This window comes from Streptomyces sp. NPDC017943, from assembly GCF_044328425.1.
GTDB lineage: Bacteria > Actinomycetota > Actinomycetes > Streptomycetales > Streptomycetaceae > Streptomyces > Streptomyces djakartensis_A.
Genome location: NZ_JBIRHH010000001.1, coordinates 1092216 through 1108102 on the forward strand (window position 1 = coordinate 1092216; position 15887 = coordinate 1108102).

The 15887-nt window shown below is 71.8% G+C and carries 16 protein-coding genes and 3 tRNA genes; 5 read left to right on the forward strand and 14 right to left on the reverse strand.

The window, feature by feature from the left end:
• Positions 1 to 25: 25 nt before the first annotated feature.
• Entirely contained in the window at positions 26 to 310 is a 285-nt protein-coding gene (gene secE / locus ACH4C6_RS04860) for a preprotein translocase subunit SecE (RefSeq protein ID WP_185012667.1), read from the reverse strand.
• 108 nt (positions 311 to 418) lie between these two features.
• A tRNA-Trp gene (locus ACH4C6_RS04865) sits at positions 419 to 491 on the reverse strand.
• Between the two features lie 303 nt (positions 492 to 794).
• Here ACH4C6_RS04865 and ACH4C6_RS04870 point away from each other — a divergent pair.
• Positions 795 to 2021, forward strand: coding sequence for a pyridoxal phosphate-dependent aminotransferase (locus ACH4C6_RS04870; protein WP_398107053.1), 1227 nt, complete (start codon positions 795 to 797; stop codon positions 2019 to 2021).
• A 137-nt stretch (positions 2022 to 2158) separates the two neighbouring features.
• Positions 2159 to 3190: an adenosine deaminase gene (locus ACH4C6_RS04875; protein WP_398107054.1), complete on the forward strand. Its 1032-nt coding sequence runs from the start codon at positions 2159 to 2161 to the stop codon at positions 3188 to 3190.
• 767 nt (positions 3191 to 3957) lie between these two features.
• Here ACH4C6_RS04875 and ACH4C6_RS04880 read toward each other — a convergent pair.
• The 9 genes from ACH4C6_RS04880 to ACH4C6_RS04920 all read right to left on the reverse strand — a co-directional run bounded on the left by ACH4C6_RS04880 (position 3958) and on the right by ACH4C6_RS04920 (position 9181).
• Positions 3958 to 5013, reverse strand: coding sequence for a UDP-N-acetylmuramate dehydrogenase (locus ACH4C6_RS04880; RefSeq protein ID WP_398107055.1), 1056 nt, complete (start codon positions 5011 to 5013; stop codon positions 3958 to 3960).
• A 96-nt stretch (positions 5014 to 5109) separates the two neighbouring features.
• Positions 5110 to 5490, reverse strand: coding sequence for a DUF3291 domain-containing protein (locus ACH4C6_RS04885; protein ID WP_398107056.1), 381 nt, complete (start codon positions 5488 to 5490; stop codon positions 5110 to 5112).
• Positions 5491 to 5521: 31 nt separating this feature from the next.
• Positions 5522 to 6958, reverse strand: coding sequence for an MFS transporter (locus ACH4C6_RS04890; protein WP_398107057.1), 1437 nt, complete (start codon positions 6956 to 6958; stop codon positions 5522 to 5524).
• A 94-nt stretch (positions 6959 to 7052) separates the two neighbouring features.
• A complete protein-coding gene (locus tag ACH4C6_RS04895) occupies positions 7053 to 7622 on the reverse strand; it encodes a TetR/AcrR family transcriptional regulator (RefSeq protein WP_398107058.1) in 570 nt (189 codons plus the stop codon).
• A gap of 123 nt (positions 7623 to 7745) precedes the next feature.
• Positions 7746 to 8174, reverse strand: coding sequence for a MaoC family dehydratase (locus ACH4C6_RS04900; RefSeq protein ID WP_398107133.1), 429 nt, complete (start codon positions 8172 to 8174; stop codon positions 7746 to 7748).
• Between the two features lie 8 nt (positions 8175 to 8182).
• The gene (locus tag ACH4C6_RS04905; protein ID WP_369195954.1) at positions 8183 to 8635 is read right to left on the reverse strand and encodes a MaoC family dehydratase N-terminal domain-containing protein; all 453 of its coding nucleotides are present in this window, start codon (positions 8633 to 8635) and stop codon (positions 8183 to 8185) included.
• A 100-nt stretch (positions 8636 to 8735) separates the two neighbouring features.
• Positions 8736 to 8900, reverse strand: coding sequence for a 50S ribosomal protein L33 (gene rpmG / locus ACH4C6_RS04910; RefSeq protein ID WP_003948671.1), 165 nt, complete (start codon positions 8898 to 8900; stop codon positions 8736 to 8738).
• Between the two features lie 89 nt (positions 8901 to 8989).
• Positions 8990 to 9062 (reverse strand) — tRNA-Met (locus tag ACH4C6_RS04915).
• Between the two features lie 46 nt (positions 9063 to 9108).
• Positions 9109 to 9181 (reverse strand) — tRNA-Thr (locus tag ACH4C6_RS04920).
• 269 nt (positions 9182 to 9450) lie between these two features.
• Between ACH4C6_RS04920 and ACH4C6_RS04925 the strand changes: the two genes are divergently transcribed.
• On the forward strand, positions 9451 to 10713 hold the full coding sequence (locus tag ACH4C6_RS04925; protein WP_398107059.1) for an amidohydrolase family protein: 1263 nt from the start codon (positions 9451 to 9453) through the stop codon (positions 10711 to 10713).
• A 127-nt stretch (positions 10714 to 10840) separates the two neighbouring features.
• Positions 10841 to 11497, forward strand: coding sequence for an SDR family oxidoreductase (locus tag ACH4C6_RS04930; RefSeq protein ID WP_398107060.1), 657 nt, complete (start codon positions 10841 to 10843; stop codon positions 11495 to 11497).
• 81 nt (positions 11498 to 11578) lie between these two features.
• Here the strand turns inward: ACH4C6_RS04930 and ACH4C6_RS04935 are convergent, their stop codons facing one another.
• The gene (locus ACH4C6_RS04935; RefSeq protein WP_398107061.1) at positions 11579 to 11791 is read right to left on the reverse strand and encodes a hypothetical protein; all 213 of its coding nucleotides are present in this window, start codon (positions 11789 to 11791) and stop codon (positions 11579 to 11581) included.
• A gap of 183 nt (positions 11792 to 11974) precedes the next feature.
• Here ACH4C6_RS04935 and ACH4C6_RS04940 point away from each other — a divergent pair, with 183 nt between their 5' ends.
• A complete protein-coding gene (locus ACH4C6_RS04940; RefSeq protein WP_398107062.1) occupies positions 11975 to 13486 on the forward strand; it encodes an MFS transporter in 1512 nt (503 codons plus the stop codon).
• A gap of 74 nt (positions 13487 to 13560) precedes the next feature.
• Here ACH4C6_RS04940 and rox read toward each other — a convergent pair whose 3' ends face one another.
• Together rox and ACH4C6_RS04950 are read right to left on the reverse strand one after the other, a co-directional pair.
• A complete protein-coding gene (gene rox / locus ACH4C6_RS04945) occupies positions 13561 to 14991 on the reverse strand; it encodes a rifampin monooxygenase (protein ID WP_398107063.1) in 1431 nt (476 codons plus the stop codon).
• Positions 14992 to 15399: 408 nt separating this feature from the next.
• A complete protein-coding gene (locus ACH4C6_RS04950; protein WP_398107064.1) occupies positions 15400 to 15768 on the reverse strand; it encodes a DUF6009 family protein in 369 nt (122 codons plus the stop codon).
• Between the last annotated feature and the right edge of the window lie 119 nt (positions 15769 to 15887).

Genomic DNA, 15887 nt, shown 5'->3' on the forward strand with positions numbered 1-15887 from the left:
TACCTCGGCGCTCTTCGCTGGCTGCTCAGCCGAACACGTACTTGGCGGCGTTGCTGAGCCCGTAGTCGATCACGGTGACCAGCCCGATCATGATGACGACGAAGACGATCACCACGGTCGTGTACGTCGTCAGCTGGTTGCGCGTGGGCCAGACGACCTTGCGCAGCTCTGCGACGATCTGGCGGTAGAAGAGGGCCAGGCGCTTCAGCGGGCCCTTCTTGCCGCGCTTGCCGCCCTTGCGCGTCTTCTTGGACTCCGGCGCCTCGTCCTGGGCATCAGGCATGTCGATGGAGCCCACGGCGTCCGTCACTCGTCCTCACCTGATTCCGGGTCGTGGCCGTGCCGCGCCCGGTCTGAGCCGCACGGCGGTGCATTGCTGTACGTACATGCGCACACATCCTGGCGATGGAGTGTGTAGCAGGGCCGGAGGGACTTGAACCCCCAACCGCTGGTTTTGGAGACCAGTGCTCTACCAATTGAGCTACGACCCTTTGTGTCCCCCAACGTACCGCATCCGTCCGGATGCCAGGTGTGCACCGGACGAGCGCGGCCTGCGGAGGCCAACGAGGTGAGAGTGTACGTGGTCCGCGGCCGGGCGTCGAACAGAAAGGACGCGAGGCAGGGGTCGTTGGCGGAAGATCGCCCGGGAAGCGGGGGCCGGGACCGGGGACGTCGGCCGAAGATCGCCCCTGGCGGCGTGGCCGATCCGGACTGGTGTTCAGGCGTTTCCCCGGGTTGTTCAGTCTGTGAAACCCCCGTGCCGCGCGCGTTTCCTGTCTGAAACGATGGGGCGCATGAGCGCTGCAACCCCTCCCACCGAGCGCCGGGTCTCCGCCCGAGTCGGCGCGATCTCCGAGTCCGCCACCCTCGCCGTGGACGCCAAGGCCAAGGCCCTCAAGGCCGCCGGGCGTCCGGTGATCGGCTTCGGCGCCGGTGAGCCCGACTTCCCGACCCCGGACTACATCGTCGAAGCCGCGATCGAGGCCTGCAAGAACCCGAAGTTCCACCGGTACACGCCGGCCGGCGGCCTGCCCGAGCTGAAGGCCGCGATCGCCGCGAAGACGCTGCGCGACTCGGGCTACGAGGTCGACCCGTCGCAGATCCTCGTCACCAACGGCGGCAAGCAGGCCATCTACGAGGCCTTCGCCGCGATCCTCGACCCGGGCGACGAGGTCATCGTGCCCGCGCCGTACTGGACGACCTACCCGGAGTCGATCCGGCTGGCCGGGGGCGTCCCGGTGGAGGTCGTCGCCGACGAGACGACCGGCTACCGGGTGACCGTCGAGCAGCTGGAGGCGGCCCGTACGGAGAAGACGAAGGTCGTGCTCTTCGTCTCGCCGTCGAACCCGACCGGCGCCGTCTACAGCGAGCACGAGACGGAGGCCATCGGCCGCTGGGCCGTGGAGCACGGCCTGTGGGTGCTGACCGACGAGATCTACGAGCACCTCGTCTACGGCGACGCCTCCGCCGTGTCGCTGCCGGCGGTCCTGCCCGAGCTGCGCGACAAGTGCATCGTGGTCAACGGTGTCGCCAAGACGTACGCGATGACCGGCTGGCGCGTGGGGTGGATCATCGGCCCGAAGGACGTCGTCAAGGCCGCGACGAACCTTCAGTCGCACGCCACGTCCAACGTGTCCAACGTGGCCCAGGCCGCCGCGCTCGCCGCCGTCTCCGGCGACCTGGTCGCCGTGGCGAAGATGCGGGAGGCGTTCGACCGCCGCCGCAAGACCATCGTGCGGATGCTCAACGAGATCGACGGCGTGCTGTGCCCGGAGCCGGAGGGCGCGTTCTACGCCTACCCCTCGGTGAAGGCCCTGGTGGGCAAGGAGATCCGCGGCAGGCGTCCCAAGGACACGGTCGAGCTGGCCGCGCTGATCCTGGAGGAGGCCGAGGTCGCGGTCGTCCCGGGTGAGGCGTTCGGCACCCCGGGGTACCTGCGGCTGTCGTACGCGCTGGGTGACGAGGATCTCGTCGAGGGCGTCAGCCGGATCCAGAAGCTGCTGGCGGAGGCGCGGGACTGACCTGCGCCTCACGTGAGGCGGTGGCGGGCCGTTCCCCTTGCGGGGAGCGGCCCGCTTTCTTCGTCTGCCCGTGCGAGCAAGACCACGTTCGGGGAAACCGCTACCGGGGCAGCTGAGGTGTACGGCAGGATCTTTGGATGGAGCGTGTACGTGATGTCTCTGAGCTGCCGAAAGCCCACCTGCACCTGCACTTCACCGGGTCCATGCGCCCCTCGACCGTGCTGGAACTGGCCGACAAGTACGGGGTGCGGCTGCCCGACGCGCTGAGCGAGGCGCTGACCTCCGGGGAACCGCCGAGCCTGCGGGCGACGGACGAGCGGGGCTGGTTCCGCTTCCAGCGGCTGTATGACGCGGCGCGCTCGTGCCTGCGGGAGCCGGAGGACATCCAGCGGCTGGTGCGCGAGGCCGCGGAGGAGGACCTGCGGGACGGGTCGGGGTGGCTGGAGATCCAGGTCGACCCGACGTCGTACGCGCCGCGGCTGGGCGGGCTGATCCCGGCGCTGGAGATCATCCTGGACGCGGTGGAGACGACGTCGCGGGAGACCGGGCTCGGGATGCGGGTGCTGGTCGCCGCGAACCGGATGAAGCACCCGCTGGACGCGCGCACGCTGGCCCGGCTGGCGGTGCGCTACGCGGACCAGGGCGTCGTCGGGTTCGGGCTCTCCAACGACGAGCGGCGGGGCATGGCCCGGGACTTCGACCGGGCGTTCGCGATCGCGCGGGAGGCCGGGCTGCTGTCCGCCCCGCACGGCGGCGAGCTGGCCGGTCCGTCGTCGGTGCGGGACTGCCTGGACGACCTGGGGGCGAGCCGGGTCGGGCACGGGGTCCGGGCGGCGGAGGATCCCCGGTTGCTGAAGCGGCTGGCCGACCGGGGGGTGACGTGCGAGGTGTGCCCGGCGTCGAACGTGGCGCTGGGGGTGTACGAGAAGCCGGAGGACGTGCCGCTGCGGACGTTGTTCGAGGCGGGTGTGCCGTTGGCGCTGGGCGCGGACGATCCCCTGCTGTTCGGCTCGCGCCTGGCGGCGCAGTACGAGATCGCGCGGCAGCACCACGGGTTCACGGACGCGGAGCTGGCGGAGGTGGCCCGGCAGTCCGTGCGGGGGTCGGCGGCGCCGGAGGACGTGAAGGCGAAGCTGCTGGCGGGGGTGGACGACTGGCTGGCCGGCTGACCGTGGCTTCGCCTTCCGGCGGTGGTGGGTCGGGGCCGCGCCGGGGGGTGTCCGTCCTCGGAACGGCGCGATGGGGTCTCACACCGACTCACTGTCCGTCGACGCGCCAACCAGCTGCGGGCGGACACCCCCCGACACGTCCCCTTGCGTGGCATGGCGGGTGCGCGCCGCCCCAGCTGCGGACCTACCCGGCCTCGGCGTCGACGCCGCGCACCTGCCGGGTCGCGGTCCTCTCCCCGCGGGCATGCGTGCCGCTGAGGGCGATGGGGGTCCCCCCTGCTCGAGCGAAGCCGAGAGCTTGGGGGAGGGTGGGCGCGGCCTCACCCCGCTCCGCCGGGCTGCGGACCCACCCGGCCTCGGCATCGACGCCGCGCACCTGCTGCGCCGGCCCGCTCCTCCCCGCGGGCATGCGTGCCGCTAAGGGCGGCACGGGTGGGCGCGGCGGCACCCCGCTACGCCGGGCTGCGGACCTACCCCGCCTCGGCATCGACGCCGTGCCCGCCGCTACGCCGGGCTGCGGACCCACCCGGCCTCGGCATCGACGCCGCGCACCTGCTGCGCCGGCCCCCGCCTCACCGCGGGCATGCGTGCCGCTGAGGGCGATGGGGGTCCCCCCTGCTCGAGCGAAGCCGAGCGCTTGGGGGAGGGTGGGCGCGGCGGCACCCCGATACGCCGGGTTGCGGGCCTACCGGGCTTCAGCATCGACGCCGTGCTCGTCGCGACGCCGGGTTGCGGGCCCACCGGGCCTCGGTAGCAGCGCCCCGTGCCTACAGGCTGACCCCGACGGTCACCGGCTCGTTGACCAGGGTGATGCCGAACGCCTCGTGGACTCCTGCCACGACCTCGCGGGCCAGGGCCAGGAGATCCTCGGTGGTCGCGCTGCCCCGGTTGGTGAGGGCCAGGGTGTGCTTCGTGGAGATGCGGGCCGGGCCCTCGCCGTAGCCCTTCGTGAAGCCGGCCTTGTCGATCAGCCAGGCGGCGGAGGTCTTGGTGCGGCCCTCGCCGGCCGGGTAGGCGGGCGGCTCGGCCCCGTCGCCGAGCCGGTCGCGCACCCGGGCGCGGAACGTCTCGAAGTCGGCGTCCGTGAGGATCGGGTTGGTGAAGAAGGAGCCCGCCGACCAGGTGTCGTGGTCCTCGGGGTCCAGGACCATGCCCTTGCCGGCGCGCAGCTTGAGCACCGTCTCACGGGCCTGTGCGAGGGGCACGCGGTCGCCCGGTTCCACCCCGAGGGCGCGGGCCGTCTCGGCGTAGCGGAGCGGGGCGGAGAGGCCCTCGGCGTCCTCCAGGGCGAAGCGGACGCGCAGGACGACGTAGTGCTCGGGGTCGGACTTGAAGCGGCTGTGGCGGTAGGAGAAGGCGCACTCCTCGTTGGAGAGGGTGACCGTCTCGCCGGTGCGGCGGTCGTACGCGACGACCTCGGTGATCGTGGCGGAGACCTCCTGCCCGTACGCCCCCACGTTCTGGATCGGCGTCGCACCGGCCGAGCCGGGGATGCCGGCCAGGCACTCGATGCCGGCCAGGCCCGCCTCCACCGTGCGGGCGACCGCGTCGGTCCACACCTCGCCGGCGGCCAGTTCCAGGGTGGTGCCGTCGAGGGAGAAGCCCTTCGTGGCGATGACGAGGGCGGTGCCGTCGAAGCCCTTGTCGCCGATGACCAGGTTCGACCCGCCGCCGATGACCAGCAGCGGGGTGCCCGTCTCGTCCGCTTCACGGACGGCGGCGATCACTTCGTCGTCGGTGGTGGCGGTGACCAGCCGGGTCGCGGGGCCGCCCAGCCGGAAGGTGGTCAGGGGGGCGAGGGGGGCGTCGTGGAGTTCCTGCACGGGCCCAAGACTACGAGACGGCGCCGAGAGGGTCGGGCACGCGTGCGTGCGGCCCCGTTCCGCGGGGAACGGGGCCGCACGCACGCGTGGTGGTCGTCAGGGCAGCCGGCGGAGCGCCTCGGGCCAGGTGACGGGCAGGTCGTCGCTGTTCGCCTGCCAGGCGGTGAAGGCGGAGTCCTTCATCCGCGGGGCCAGGCCCTGGGAGGCCGGTCCGTGTGCGCCCGCGCGGGCGAAGCTGTGCAGGGCGTCCTTGGACTCCCAGGCCGACAGGGTCCAGAAGGTCCGCTTCAGCGGCCTCGCCCGCAGGGTCGCCCCGTAGGCGCCGGGGCTGCGGCGGATCTGCCGCCACACGCCGGGCGTTCCGGCGAGGAACCTGAGCGCTCCCCACAGGGTGCGGGTCTCGAAGCGGGAGGCGAAGACGTACACCTCGGTGCCGGGTGGCGGGGTGTGCGGGACGGTCCAGGGAAGGGTCGGCATGGCCGCTTCTCCTTGTCGGGTCCGTGCGGGGTCAGTGGGAGGCCGTCTCGAGCACCGGTTCGGGTTCGGCGGGTGCGGCCTGCCGTTCGGTCCGGCGGCGGGTCGGGATCAGCAGGGCGGCGACGCCTGCCAGGGCGACCACCGCGGAGCCGGTGACCAGGGCGGGGCGCATGCCGTCGACGAAGGTCTGGCCGGTCTCGTAGCCGCCCTGGGCCGCGAAGATCGAGGCCATCACGGCGACACCGAGCGCTCCGCCGACCTCCCGCATGGCGTTGTTGGCGCCGGAGGCGATGCCCTGCTCCTGCGGTCGGACGCTGGACATCACCAGGTGGGAGGCGGGGGCGAAGAACAGGGCCATGCCGACGCCGCTGATGATCAGGGCGGGCAGCTGCGCGGTGTAGGAGGCGTCCGTGGTGGCCACGACCGACATGTAGCCCAGGCCCAGAGCCTGGAGGAACAGTCCGGTGGCGACGACCGGGCGGCCGCCGATGCGGTCGGCCATGATGCCGGCGAGCGGGGCGACCAGCATCGGCATGCCGGTCCAGGGCAGCATCCTCAGACCCGCCTCGGTGGGCGAGTAGCCGAGGACGCCCTGCATGTACTGGCTGAGCAGGAAGATCGAGCCGAACATGCCGAGGAACATCAGCAGGCTCGCCGCGTTGATGCCGGAGAACGCCCGCGAGCGGAACAGCCGCATCGGCAGCATCGGGTTCTTGGCGCGCGTGCTGTAGAGGACGAAGGCGACGAGCAGGGCTCCGCCCGCGACCAGCCCGGTCAGGACCAGGGACGAGGTCCAGCCGTCGGCGGGCCCCCGCACCAGGCCGTAGACGACGCCGAACAGGCCGCCGCTGGCGAGCAGGGTGCCCGGGACGTCGAGCGGGGCGCCGGTGCCGTGGGACTCGGCGAGGCGGAGGCGGGCCAGGGGAAGCAGGGCCAGGCCGAGCGGGACGTTCAGCCAGAAGATCCACTGCCAGGAGATGTGCTCGGTGAGGGTGCCGCCGACCAGTGGTCCGGAGGCGACGGCGAGGCCGTTGACGGCGCCCCATATGCCGTAGGCCATGCCGCGCTTGGCGGCGGGCACGGCGGCGGTCAGCAGGGTGAGCGTCAGCGGCATCATCACCGCCGCGCCCGCGCCCTGGACCGCGCGGGCGGCGATCAGGGAGTCGATGCCCGGTGCCATGGCGGCGGCGGCCGACGCTCCGGTGAAGACGGTGAGGCCTGCGATGAAGAGGCGCCTGCGGCCGAAGCGGTCACCGAGGGCCGCGCCGAACATCAGCAGGACGGCGAAGGTGAGCGTGTAGGCGCTCACGGTCCATTCCAGGTCGTGCAGTCCGCCGCCGAGGTCCTCGCGGATGGAGGGCAGGGCGGTGGTGACGACGAGGTTGTCGAGGGCCGCCATGAATCCGGCGACGCTGGTGATGACGAGGGCCCAGCCGGCTCCCCCGCGACGTGCGGTCTGCTGTGACATCGCTCCCCCAAGAACGAATCGCGCGTTGATCAATTAGTTATTGATTACTAACTTTCGCGGTCACAGGAAGGCGCCGACTCCTCGTCCTTCCCGGTCAGTGCTCCGGCCGGCCCGTGGCGCGCACCGAGGGGTACATGCCCTCCCAGACGCGGTGCCCGGCCGGAAATCCCATGGCCACCAGGCAGTTGATGAGCATCCCGTACGCCATGAAGACCGTCGTCTCACCGGCGTCGGCACCGAGCGGCACGTGCACGGTGTCCCACAGCCGCATCCAGCCGTCGCGCACCGACTCACCGAACTCGTGGTCGCCCTCCTCCTCGGCGGCCTTCACGGCCACGTACATCTGCATCTGCATCATGAGCCGCTCGGGGCGCTCCTCGATGACCTTGGTGTACGCGTTGCCCATGGCGTGCAGGGCCTCTTCTCCGTGGAGACCCCGCGAGGCCTCCTCGAAGGTGCGGATGGTGTCCTCGATGCAGCGTTCGACCGCCGCGAGGAAGATCGCCTTCTTGCCGGGGAACAGCCGGAAGAGATAGGGCTGGGAGACGCCGACCCGCCGGGCGATCGCCTCGGTCGAGGTGCCGTGGTAGCCACCCCGGGCGAACTCGGTCGTCGCCGCCCGGATGACGCTCTCGCGCCGCTCTTCCGCACTCATCCTGGCCATGCATACGAAGTTAGTGCTCAATCACTAACCAAGTCAAGAGAAGGCGGTCGGTCGGTTGCGGCCCGGGAGACGGCAGAGGGGCGCCCCCGGTGGGAAGCGCCCCTCACCTGCACTCTTCTGCGCTCAGGCCAGTCGTACGACCGCCCGGGACATGCCCAGGACCTTCTGCCCGGCGCTGGTCGCCGTCAGGTCGACGCGGACCGTGTTGTCGTCGAGCTTGGCCGCGACCTTGCCGCTGACCTCGATCTCGGCGCCGCGGTCGTCGTTCGGCACGACGACCGGCTTGGTGAAGCGCACGCCGTACTCGACGACCGCGCCCGGGTCGCCGGCCCAGTCCGTGACGACGCGGATCGCCTCGGCCATGGTGAACATGCCGTGCGCGATAACGTCCGGCAGGCCGACCTCCCGGGCGAACTTCTCGTTCCAGTGGATCGGGTTGAAGTCACCGGAGGCACCCGCGTACTGCACGAGGGTGGCGCGGGTCACGGGGAAGGTCCGGGCGGGCAGTTCGGTGCCGACCTCGACGTCGGACCAGGAGATCTTCGCCGTCATGGGATCGCTCACGCCTCCTCGGCCGCGCGGGCCACGAGCTTGGTCCAGGCGGTCACGACGTGCTCGCCGGCCTCGTCGTGGACCTCGCCGCGGATGTCCAGGATGTCGTTGCCCGCGAGGGACTTGATCGCCTCGATGGTCGAGGTGACCGTGAGCCGGTCCCCGGCGCGCACCGGGCGGCGGTAGGCGAACTTCTGGTCGCCGTGCACGACGCGGCTGTAGTCCAGGCCGAGCTGCGGGTCCTGCACGACCTCGCCCGCGGCCTTGAAGGTGATCGCGAAGACGAAGGTCGGCGGGGCGATCACGTCCGGGTGACCGAGCGCCTTGGCGGCCTCCGCGTCCGTGTACGCCGGGTTGGCGTCCCCGACCGCCTCGGCGAACTCACGGATCTTCTCGCGGCCCACCTCGTAGGGCGCTGTGGGCGGGTACGTCCGCCCCACGAAGGACTGGTCGAGCGCCATGGCCCGGTACCTCCTGGTTGCTCTGCTGACCGGTACGAGTCGTACAACGACGCGAGGCCGCCCCCGATCACTCGGGAACGGCCTCGTGTACGAGCCTGTTTTATCGCGTTTCGCGGTGCGCGGTGTGCGCGTTGCAACGCGGGCAGTGCTTCTTCATCTCAAGACGGTCCGGGTTGTTACGCCGGTTCTTCTTGGTGATGTAGTTCCGCTCCTTGCACTCCACGCAGGCCAGCGTGATCTTCGGGCGGACGTCGGTGGCAGCCACGTGAGTGCTCCTTGACGAACGGATTGATGGTATTAACGCAGGAAAGAGTAGCCGATTGAAGGACCGACCCCGCAATCGGCTACTGTCAGTAGCGGTGACCGGACTTGAACCGGTGACACAGCGATTATGAGCCGCTTGCTCTACCGACTGAGCTACACCGCTGTGATGCGATCGGACCCCGTCTTGCGACGGGAACCTCTCACACCAGAGCCCCAAAACGGAATCGAACCGTTGACCTTCTCCTTACCATGGAGACGCTCTGCCGACTGAGCTATTGGGGCGAGCGATGAAGACATTACACGGTCGCCCGCCGTTCGCCCAAATCCGTTTCGAGGCTTCCGCCCCCTGCACCCCGACCGCCCTCCCGGCGGCCGGTGCGCGCCCGGATCCATGGCGGCGGACCACACGGGCCGGCCTGCCGAGGGCCCGGCGGACCACACCGGTACGACTATTGCGCTCCTCCCCGACACGGGCGGGAGGCCGCCCTAGGCTCGTCTCACTCTGCGTGATCACGCGTCCTCCCGCGCGCAGCCCGAGCCCCTGGAGTGCGATGCCCGACAGCCGGCCGCAGCCGCCCCCTCCCCCGTCCTCCTCACCCGGCCCGACCGGTCCCGCGCCGCTGCTGCTGTGCGGGGCGCGGCTCACCGACGGCCGGACCGTGGACGTGCAGCTGGTCGGCGGGCGCATCGAGGCGGTCGGCACGGCGGGCAGCCTGCGGGCGGGCGGCGGCACACGCGCGTGCGGGGCCCGGGTGGACCTCGGCGGCTATCTGCTCCTGCCCGCCCCGGCCGAACCGCACGCCCACGCCGACACGGCCCTGTCGGCCGACAGCGAGGGCCCGGTCTCGTACGAACCCGAGGACGTCCAGCGCCGGGCCACCGAGGCCGCGCTGCTCCAGCTCGGGCACGGGGCGACGGCGGTGCGGGCGCACGTGCGCGTGGGGGACGTCCAGGGGCTGGGCTCGCTGGCGGCCGTGCTCCAGGCCGGCCGGGCACTGCGGGGGCTCGCGGAGCTGACGACCGTGGCGGTGCCCCGGGTGCTGACCGGCGTGGCCGGGGCCGACGGGCTGGCGGTGCTGCGGGACGCGGTGAAGATGGGCGCCTCGGTGGTGGGCGGCCGGCCCGACCTCGACCCCGATCCGACGGGCTACGTGGAGGCGGTCCTGGAGGTCGCCTCCGAACACGGCTGCCCGGTCGACCTGCACACGGACGCGGGTGACCCGGCCCGGCTGGCCCGGCTCGCCGCCATGGCGGGCGGGCTGCGCCCCGGTGTGACGCTCAGCCCCTGCGGTGACCTGGGGCGGCTGCCGTCCGAGGTGGCCTCGCGGACCGCCGACCAGTTGGCGGCGGCCGGCGTGACCGTGGTGTGCCTGCCGCAGGGCGGCTGCGGCGGTGTGGACCGCCGCGGCGCCGCGCCGGTGCGGCTGCTGCGGGCGGCCGGGGTGCGGGTCGCGGCCGGGAGCGGTGCCCTGCGGGACGTCTCGAACCCCGTGGGCCGCGGCGACCCGCTGGAGGCGGCCTATCTGCTGGCCTCGCGCTACGGGCTGTCCCCGGAGGAGGCGTACGAGGCGGTGAGTTCCTCAGCGCGGGCCGTGCTGGGGCTCCCCGAGGTGCGGGTGGAGGCCGGTTTCCCGGCCGAGTTGCTGGCGGTGCGTGGGGACCGGCTGGCCGGGGCGCTCTCGCTCGCGTACAGCCGTGTGGTCGTGCACCGGGGGCGTGTGGTGGCGCGTACCAGCGCGGTGCGGGAGTACTGCAGTTCCACCGGTTCCGTGGAACTGGGACTGCCGCGTCAGGGGCGGGGGGACGTGTCGTAGGGGGCGGGGCACGGGGGACGAGGAAGCCCGGGGCGCGTGTGGGCGTGCGAGGGCTCGGGGGTGTGGGGCGCGGGGGTGCGGTCAAGTCGTGCGGCGGACGGGGCTGTCCGGGCGTACGGTCGAAGACATGCGCATTGTCATCGCTGGTGGTCATGGTCAGATCGCGTTGCGGCTGGAGCGGTTGCTCGCCGCGCGCGGGGACGAGGTGGCGGGCATCATCCGCAAGGCCGAGCAGGCCGACGATCTGCGGCAGGCGGGTGCCGAACCGGTCGTGCTCGACCTGGAGTCGGCGTCCGTCGACGAGGTCGCCGAGCGGCTGCGGGGCGCCGACGCCGCGGTCTTCGCGGCCGGTGCGGGCCCCGGCAGCGGCGTTAACCGCAAGGGCACGGTCGACAAGGACGCGGCCGTCCTCTTCGCGGACGCGGCGGTGCAGGCGGGCGTACGCCGGTTCGTGATCGTGTCGTCCATGGGGGCCGACCCGGATCACGCGGGCGACGAGATCTTCGACGTCTACCTGCGCGCCAAGGGCGAGGCGGACGCCCATGTGCGCGGCCTGGACGCCCTGGACTGGACGATCCTGCGTCCCGGCCAGCTCACGGACGACGCCGGTACCGGGCTGGTGCGGCTGGAGGCCCGCACGGGGCGGGGGCCGATCCCGCGCGACGACGTGGCCGCGGTGCTCGCGGAGCTGGTCGACACCCCGGCGACCGCCGGGCTGACCCTGGAGCTGATCAGCGGATCCGCGCCGGTGTCGGTGGCGGTCAAGTCGGTGGCGGGGAACTGACGGTTCGGGTGGGCGCGGCTGCTGCGGCGGGTGGCCGTCGCGACAGTCGCGGCCGCTGCGGCGGGTGACGCCTTCGCGCCGTCAGAACAGGGGCAGTTGGCCGGGGAAGTCCGGGACCACGTAACCGTCCAGGGACGGTTGCTCCGGGCCCGGGAGGGCCGGGCGGCGGGAGCCGGGGCACGAGGTGAGCTCGCCGTGCTCGCGCGCTCCGGGCGGGTCGTGGCGCGCGTACCGCCCGGCGACGACGGCGATCTCGCGGCGGCACTCGGGGCAGAACCTGCGGCGTGAGGACATGGGGCCAGTGTGCCGCGTTGCGGAGGGCGCTTCGTGGTGCACGCCGGAGGGCGCCTCGCGGTGCACGCCGGAGGGCGCCTCGCTGTGCGGGCCCCGCGCGACCCATCCAGTTGCTTAAGTCAATCAATAGGCTTAGCTTGTGCGGGTCACTGCTGCCCCCTGCACGCTTATGGAGGCTCGGCCATGCCCTCAGCCCTGTCCCGCCCCGTCGAGGACGGGAGATCCGCCGCGCCGCGGGCCGACGCGGTCGTCGCGGCCCTGGCCTTCGGCGGGATCGTGGTCTCGCTGATGCAGACCCTGGTCATCCCGATCGTCCCCGACCTGCCCCGGCTGCTGAACGCCCCCGCGTCCGACACCGCGTGGGCCGTCACCGCCACGCTGCTCGCCGCCGCCGTCGCCACACCGGTGATCGGCCGACTCGGCGACATGTACGGCAAGCGCCGGATGCTGCTGGTCAGCCTCGTCATGCTGGTGGCCGGATCGGTGACGGCCGCGCTCAGCGACTCGCTCGCGCCGATGGTCGTCGGCCGGGCACTGCAAGGGCTGGCGTCCGGCGTGATCCCGCTCGGCATCAGCATCATGCGGGACGAGTTGCCCGCCGAACGGCTGGGCTCCGCAACGGCCCTGATGAGCGCCTCGCTCGGTGTCGGCGGCGCTCTCGGGCTGCCCGCCGCCGCACTGATCGCGGACACCTTCGACTGGCACGCGCTGTTCTGGGCCTCGGCCGTCCTGGGCACGGTCGCCCTGGTGCTGGTGCCGGTCGTCGTGCCCGAGTCGCGGGTGCGCACCGGCGGCCGTTTCGACCTGGTCGGCGGCGTCGGCATGGCGGCCGGGCTGGTGTCCCTGCTGCTGGCCGTCTCCAAGGGCGCGGACTGGGGATGGAGCAGCGGCACCACGCTCGGGCTGTTCGTGACGGCCGTGGTCGTCCTGCTGGTCTGGGGCTGGTGGGAGCTGCGGGTGGAGGAGCCGCTGGTCGACCTGCGGACCACCGCACGCCGTCAGGTCCTGGTCACCAACCTCGCCTCCATCGCCGTCGGGTTCGCCATGTTCGCGATGTCCCTGGTGATTCCGCAGCTCCTCCAGTTGCCTGAGGCGACCGGCTACGGGCTGGGCAGGTCACTGCTGGTGGCGGGGCTGACGATGGCGCCGTCGGGGCTGGTGATGATGGTCACGGCACCGGTGTCGGCCGCGCTGTCCAAGGCCAAGGGCCCCAAGAGCACGCTGATGGTGGGCGCCCTGATCGTGGCCGCGGGCTACGGGCTGAACATCGTGCTCATGTCCGAGCTGTGGCACTTCGTGCTCGTCACGTGTGTCATCGGAGCCGGTATCGGCTTCACCTACGGTGCGATGCCCGCGCTCATCATGGGCGCGGTGCCGGCCTCGGAGACGGGCGCCGCCAACAGCCTCAACACGCTGATGCGGTCCATCGGCACGTCGACGGCGAGCGCGGTGGCCGGGGTGATCCTCGCGCAGCTCACGACCCCCTTCGGACCGGCCGTCCTGCCGTCCGAGAACGGCTTCAAGGTCGTCCTCGCCATCGGAGCAGGGGCCGCGCTGCTGGCGTTCGCCGTGGCCGCGTTCATTCCCCGCCAGCGGATGGGGAGTTCGGGGGCGGCCGGCGCGCAGCAGGCGGCGGGCGGGACGCGGGCCGTACCGGAGGAACCGGCCAGGGACGGCGGGCGGGTCGGCGGGTGAACAAGGGCCGGGTGGGGCGAGGAGCCACTCACCCCGCCCGGCGGTCGTGGTCTGGTCCTCGCGTCGTGGCCGGCTCAGGGCAGAGCCGGGCCGAACCACCTCAGCAACTGTTCCTCCAGCCCGAGTTGATCCTCACCGACCCAGGCCACATGGCCGTCCGGGCGCAACAGCACGGCGGGAACGTCGAGTTCCGCACCGCCGTCGACCACCTGGCCGACCCGGTCCGTCCAGCCCGCAGGGGACAGTTTGCCGCCGGTCCGGTCCAGTAGCAGTCCTCTGCCGTCGTGCATCCGCTCGTAGAGGCGGCCGTTGGTCAGCCGCACGTCCCGCAGCCGCCGGCCGAGCAGGTCGTGGCCCGCGCCGAAGTCATAGCGGACGGAGATCGCCGTGACCTTCTCGATCAGGTGCCGGTTCACCGCCTCGATGTCCATGAGTTCGGCCAGCAACCGGCGCACGGCCTGCGCGCCCGGCTCGGGTGCCAGCAACTGCATCTGCGCACGGGTGTTGTCCAGTACGGCGGCGGCCACGGGGTGGCGCTCCAGGTGGTAGCTGTCGAGCAGTCCCTCCGGCGCCCATCCGCGTGCGTGTGCGGCGAGTTTCCAGCCGAGGTTGAACGCGTCCTGCAGGCCGAGGTTGAGGCCCTGGCCGCCGGTCGGCGGATGGATGTGCGCGGCGTCGCCGGCCAGCAGGACGCGGCCGGTGCGGTAGCGCTCGGCCAGCCTCGTCGCGTCGCCGAAGCGGGAGAGCCAGCGCGGTGCGTGCGCCCCGAAGTCGGTGCCGCCGTACGCCCGCAGCTGCTGCCTGAACTCCTCCAGGGTCGGTGGAGCTGTACGGTCCTCGGCCACTCCCTCCGCCGGCACGATGACCCGGTACGTCCCCGTCCCGAGCGGCATGGCGCCGAACCGGAACTGCGTCTTTCGGACCTCGGCCGTCACCGCCGCCACCTCGTCCGGCGACGCGGTCAGCTCCATCTCGCCCAGCAGCGTCTCGGTCCGGCTGGGCTCACCGGGGAAGCCGACGCCCAGTAGCTTGCGCACCGTGCTGCGGCCGCCGTCGCAGCCCACGAGCCAGCGTGAGCGCAGCCGTGCGCCGCCGGACAGTTCGGCCGTCACACCGTCCTCGTCCTGGCTCAGTCCGACCAGCTCGCAGGCGCGGCGGATCTCGGCACCGGCCCCGGCGGCGTGCTCGGTCAGCAGCCGCTCGGTGACCGTCTGCGGGATGCCGAGCATGTACCCGTGCGCGGTGTCCAGCCGCTGCGGCCACGGCTTGGTCAGACCGGCGAAGATGCCGCCGTTCTCGATCTTCTTGCCCTGCGCCAGGAAACGCTCCAGCAGTCCGCGCTGGTCCAGGATCTCGATGCTGCGGACGTGCAGGCCGAGCGCGCGGGCCTGCCCGGTCGGCTCGGCCAGCTTCTCCAGCACCACGACGTCCAGTCCGTGCAGCCGCAGCTCCCCGGCCAGCAGCATGCCGGTCGGCCCACCACCGACGATGATCACGTCGTACACGCGAACCCCCCTTTTCCGCCCATTCCTGCTTCAGGCCGAGGATTCTCCGACAACACGGGGGGCTTGCCGCAAGAGCCCCCTCGCGCTATACGTTGAGAGTGGCGAGGAGCAGGACTCCTCGCCTTTGCTGCGTCCGGTACTTCCGGGGATCGTGGGCGCATGAGTGACGTAGGCCACACCGACCTGCCGTGGTGCAACGCGAAGAAGCCCCTCCGGACTGAGTCCAGAGGGGCTTCCTCATGTGTGGCGGCGCCAGGATTCGAACCTGGGAAGGCTGAGCCGGCAGATTTACAGTCCCCACACGATGGCGCCTCTGCGCTTCTTCTGGCCTGCGGAGAAGCGGTGACCTAAACAGAACGAAACCGATGCCGTCCGCATCTCGTCCGCAGCGTTGAGAGCGTCCCGCTCCTAGGCTTCGTTCACAGGTGCTCCCCACGCTCGCTCAGTGACCTCGCCCCACACCCCGGGAGCCACGGTGCGAGGGTCGACGGCCTCAGCTGGCGCGGAGCTCCGGTACATGCCATTCGGCTGCTCGGACCTGTCGTGCTGCTTGACCCAAAAGACCCGTCGAACGAAGTGGCCGGGCACTGCACCACTCGGGGCATTGACACGAAGTACGGCGTAGCCCACCCGTCGCCCGTTGCCGCGCCAGGGGACCGGACGCTGACGAGTCTTGACCGACTGAGCGACTGACTGTCGGACGTAGTCGAACTTCTCGATGTCCTCCGTCCAGACGATCTCTTCCTCGTGCTCAAGCGCCTTGAGGTGCTCCTGCACGGTTCCCTCCCGCTAGTTGCGCCGTGAGGCAACACTAGGAGCGCCAGTGGTGGCGCAGCATCTACTTCTGGCCCCGGTACACGGGCCAGGCCGTCCCGATCGACCCATGGCGGTCGCGG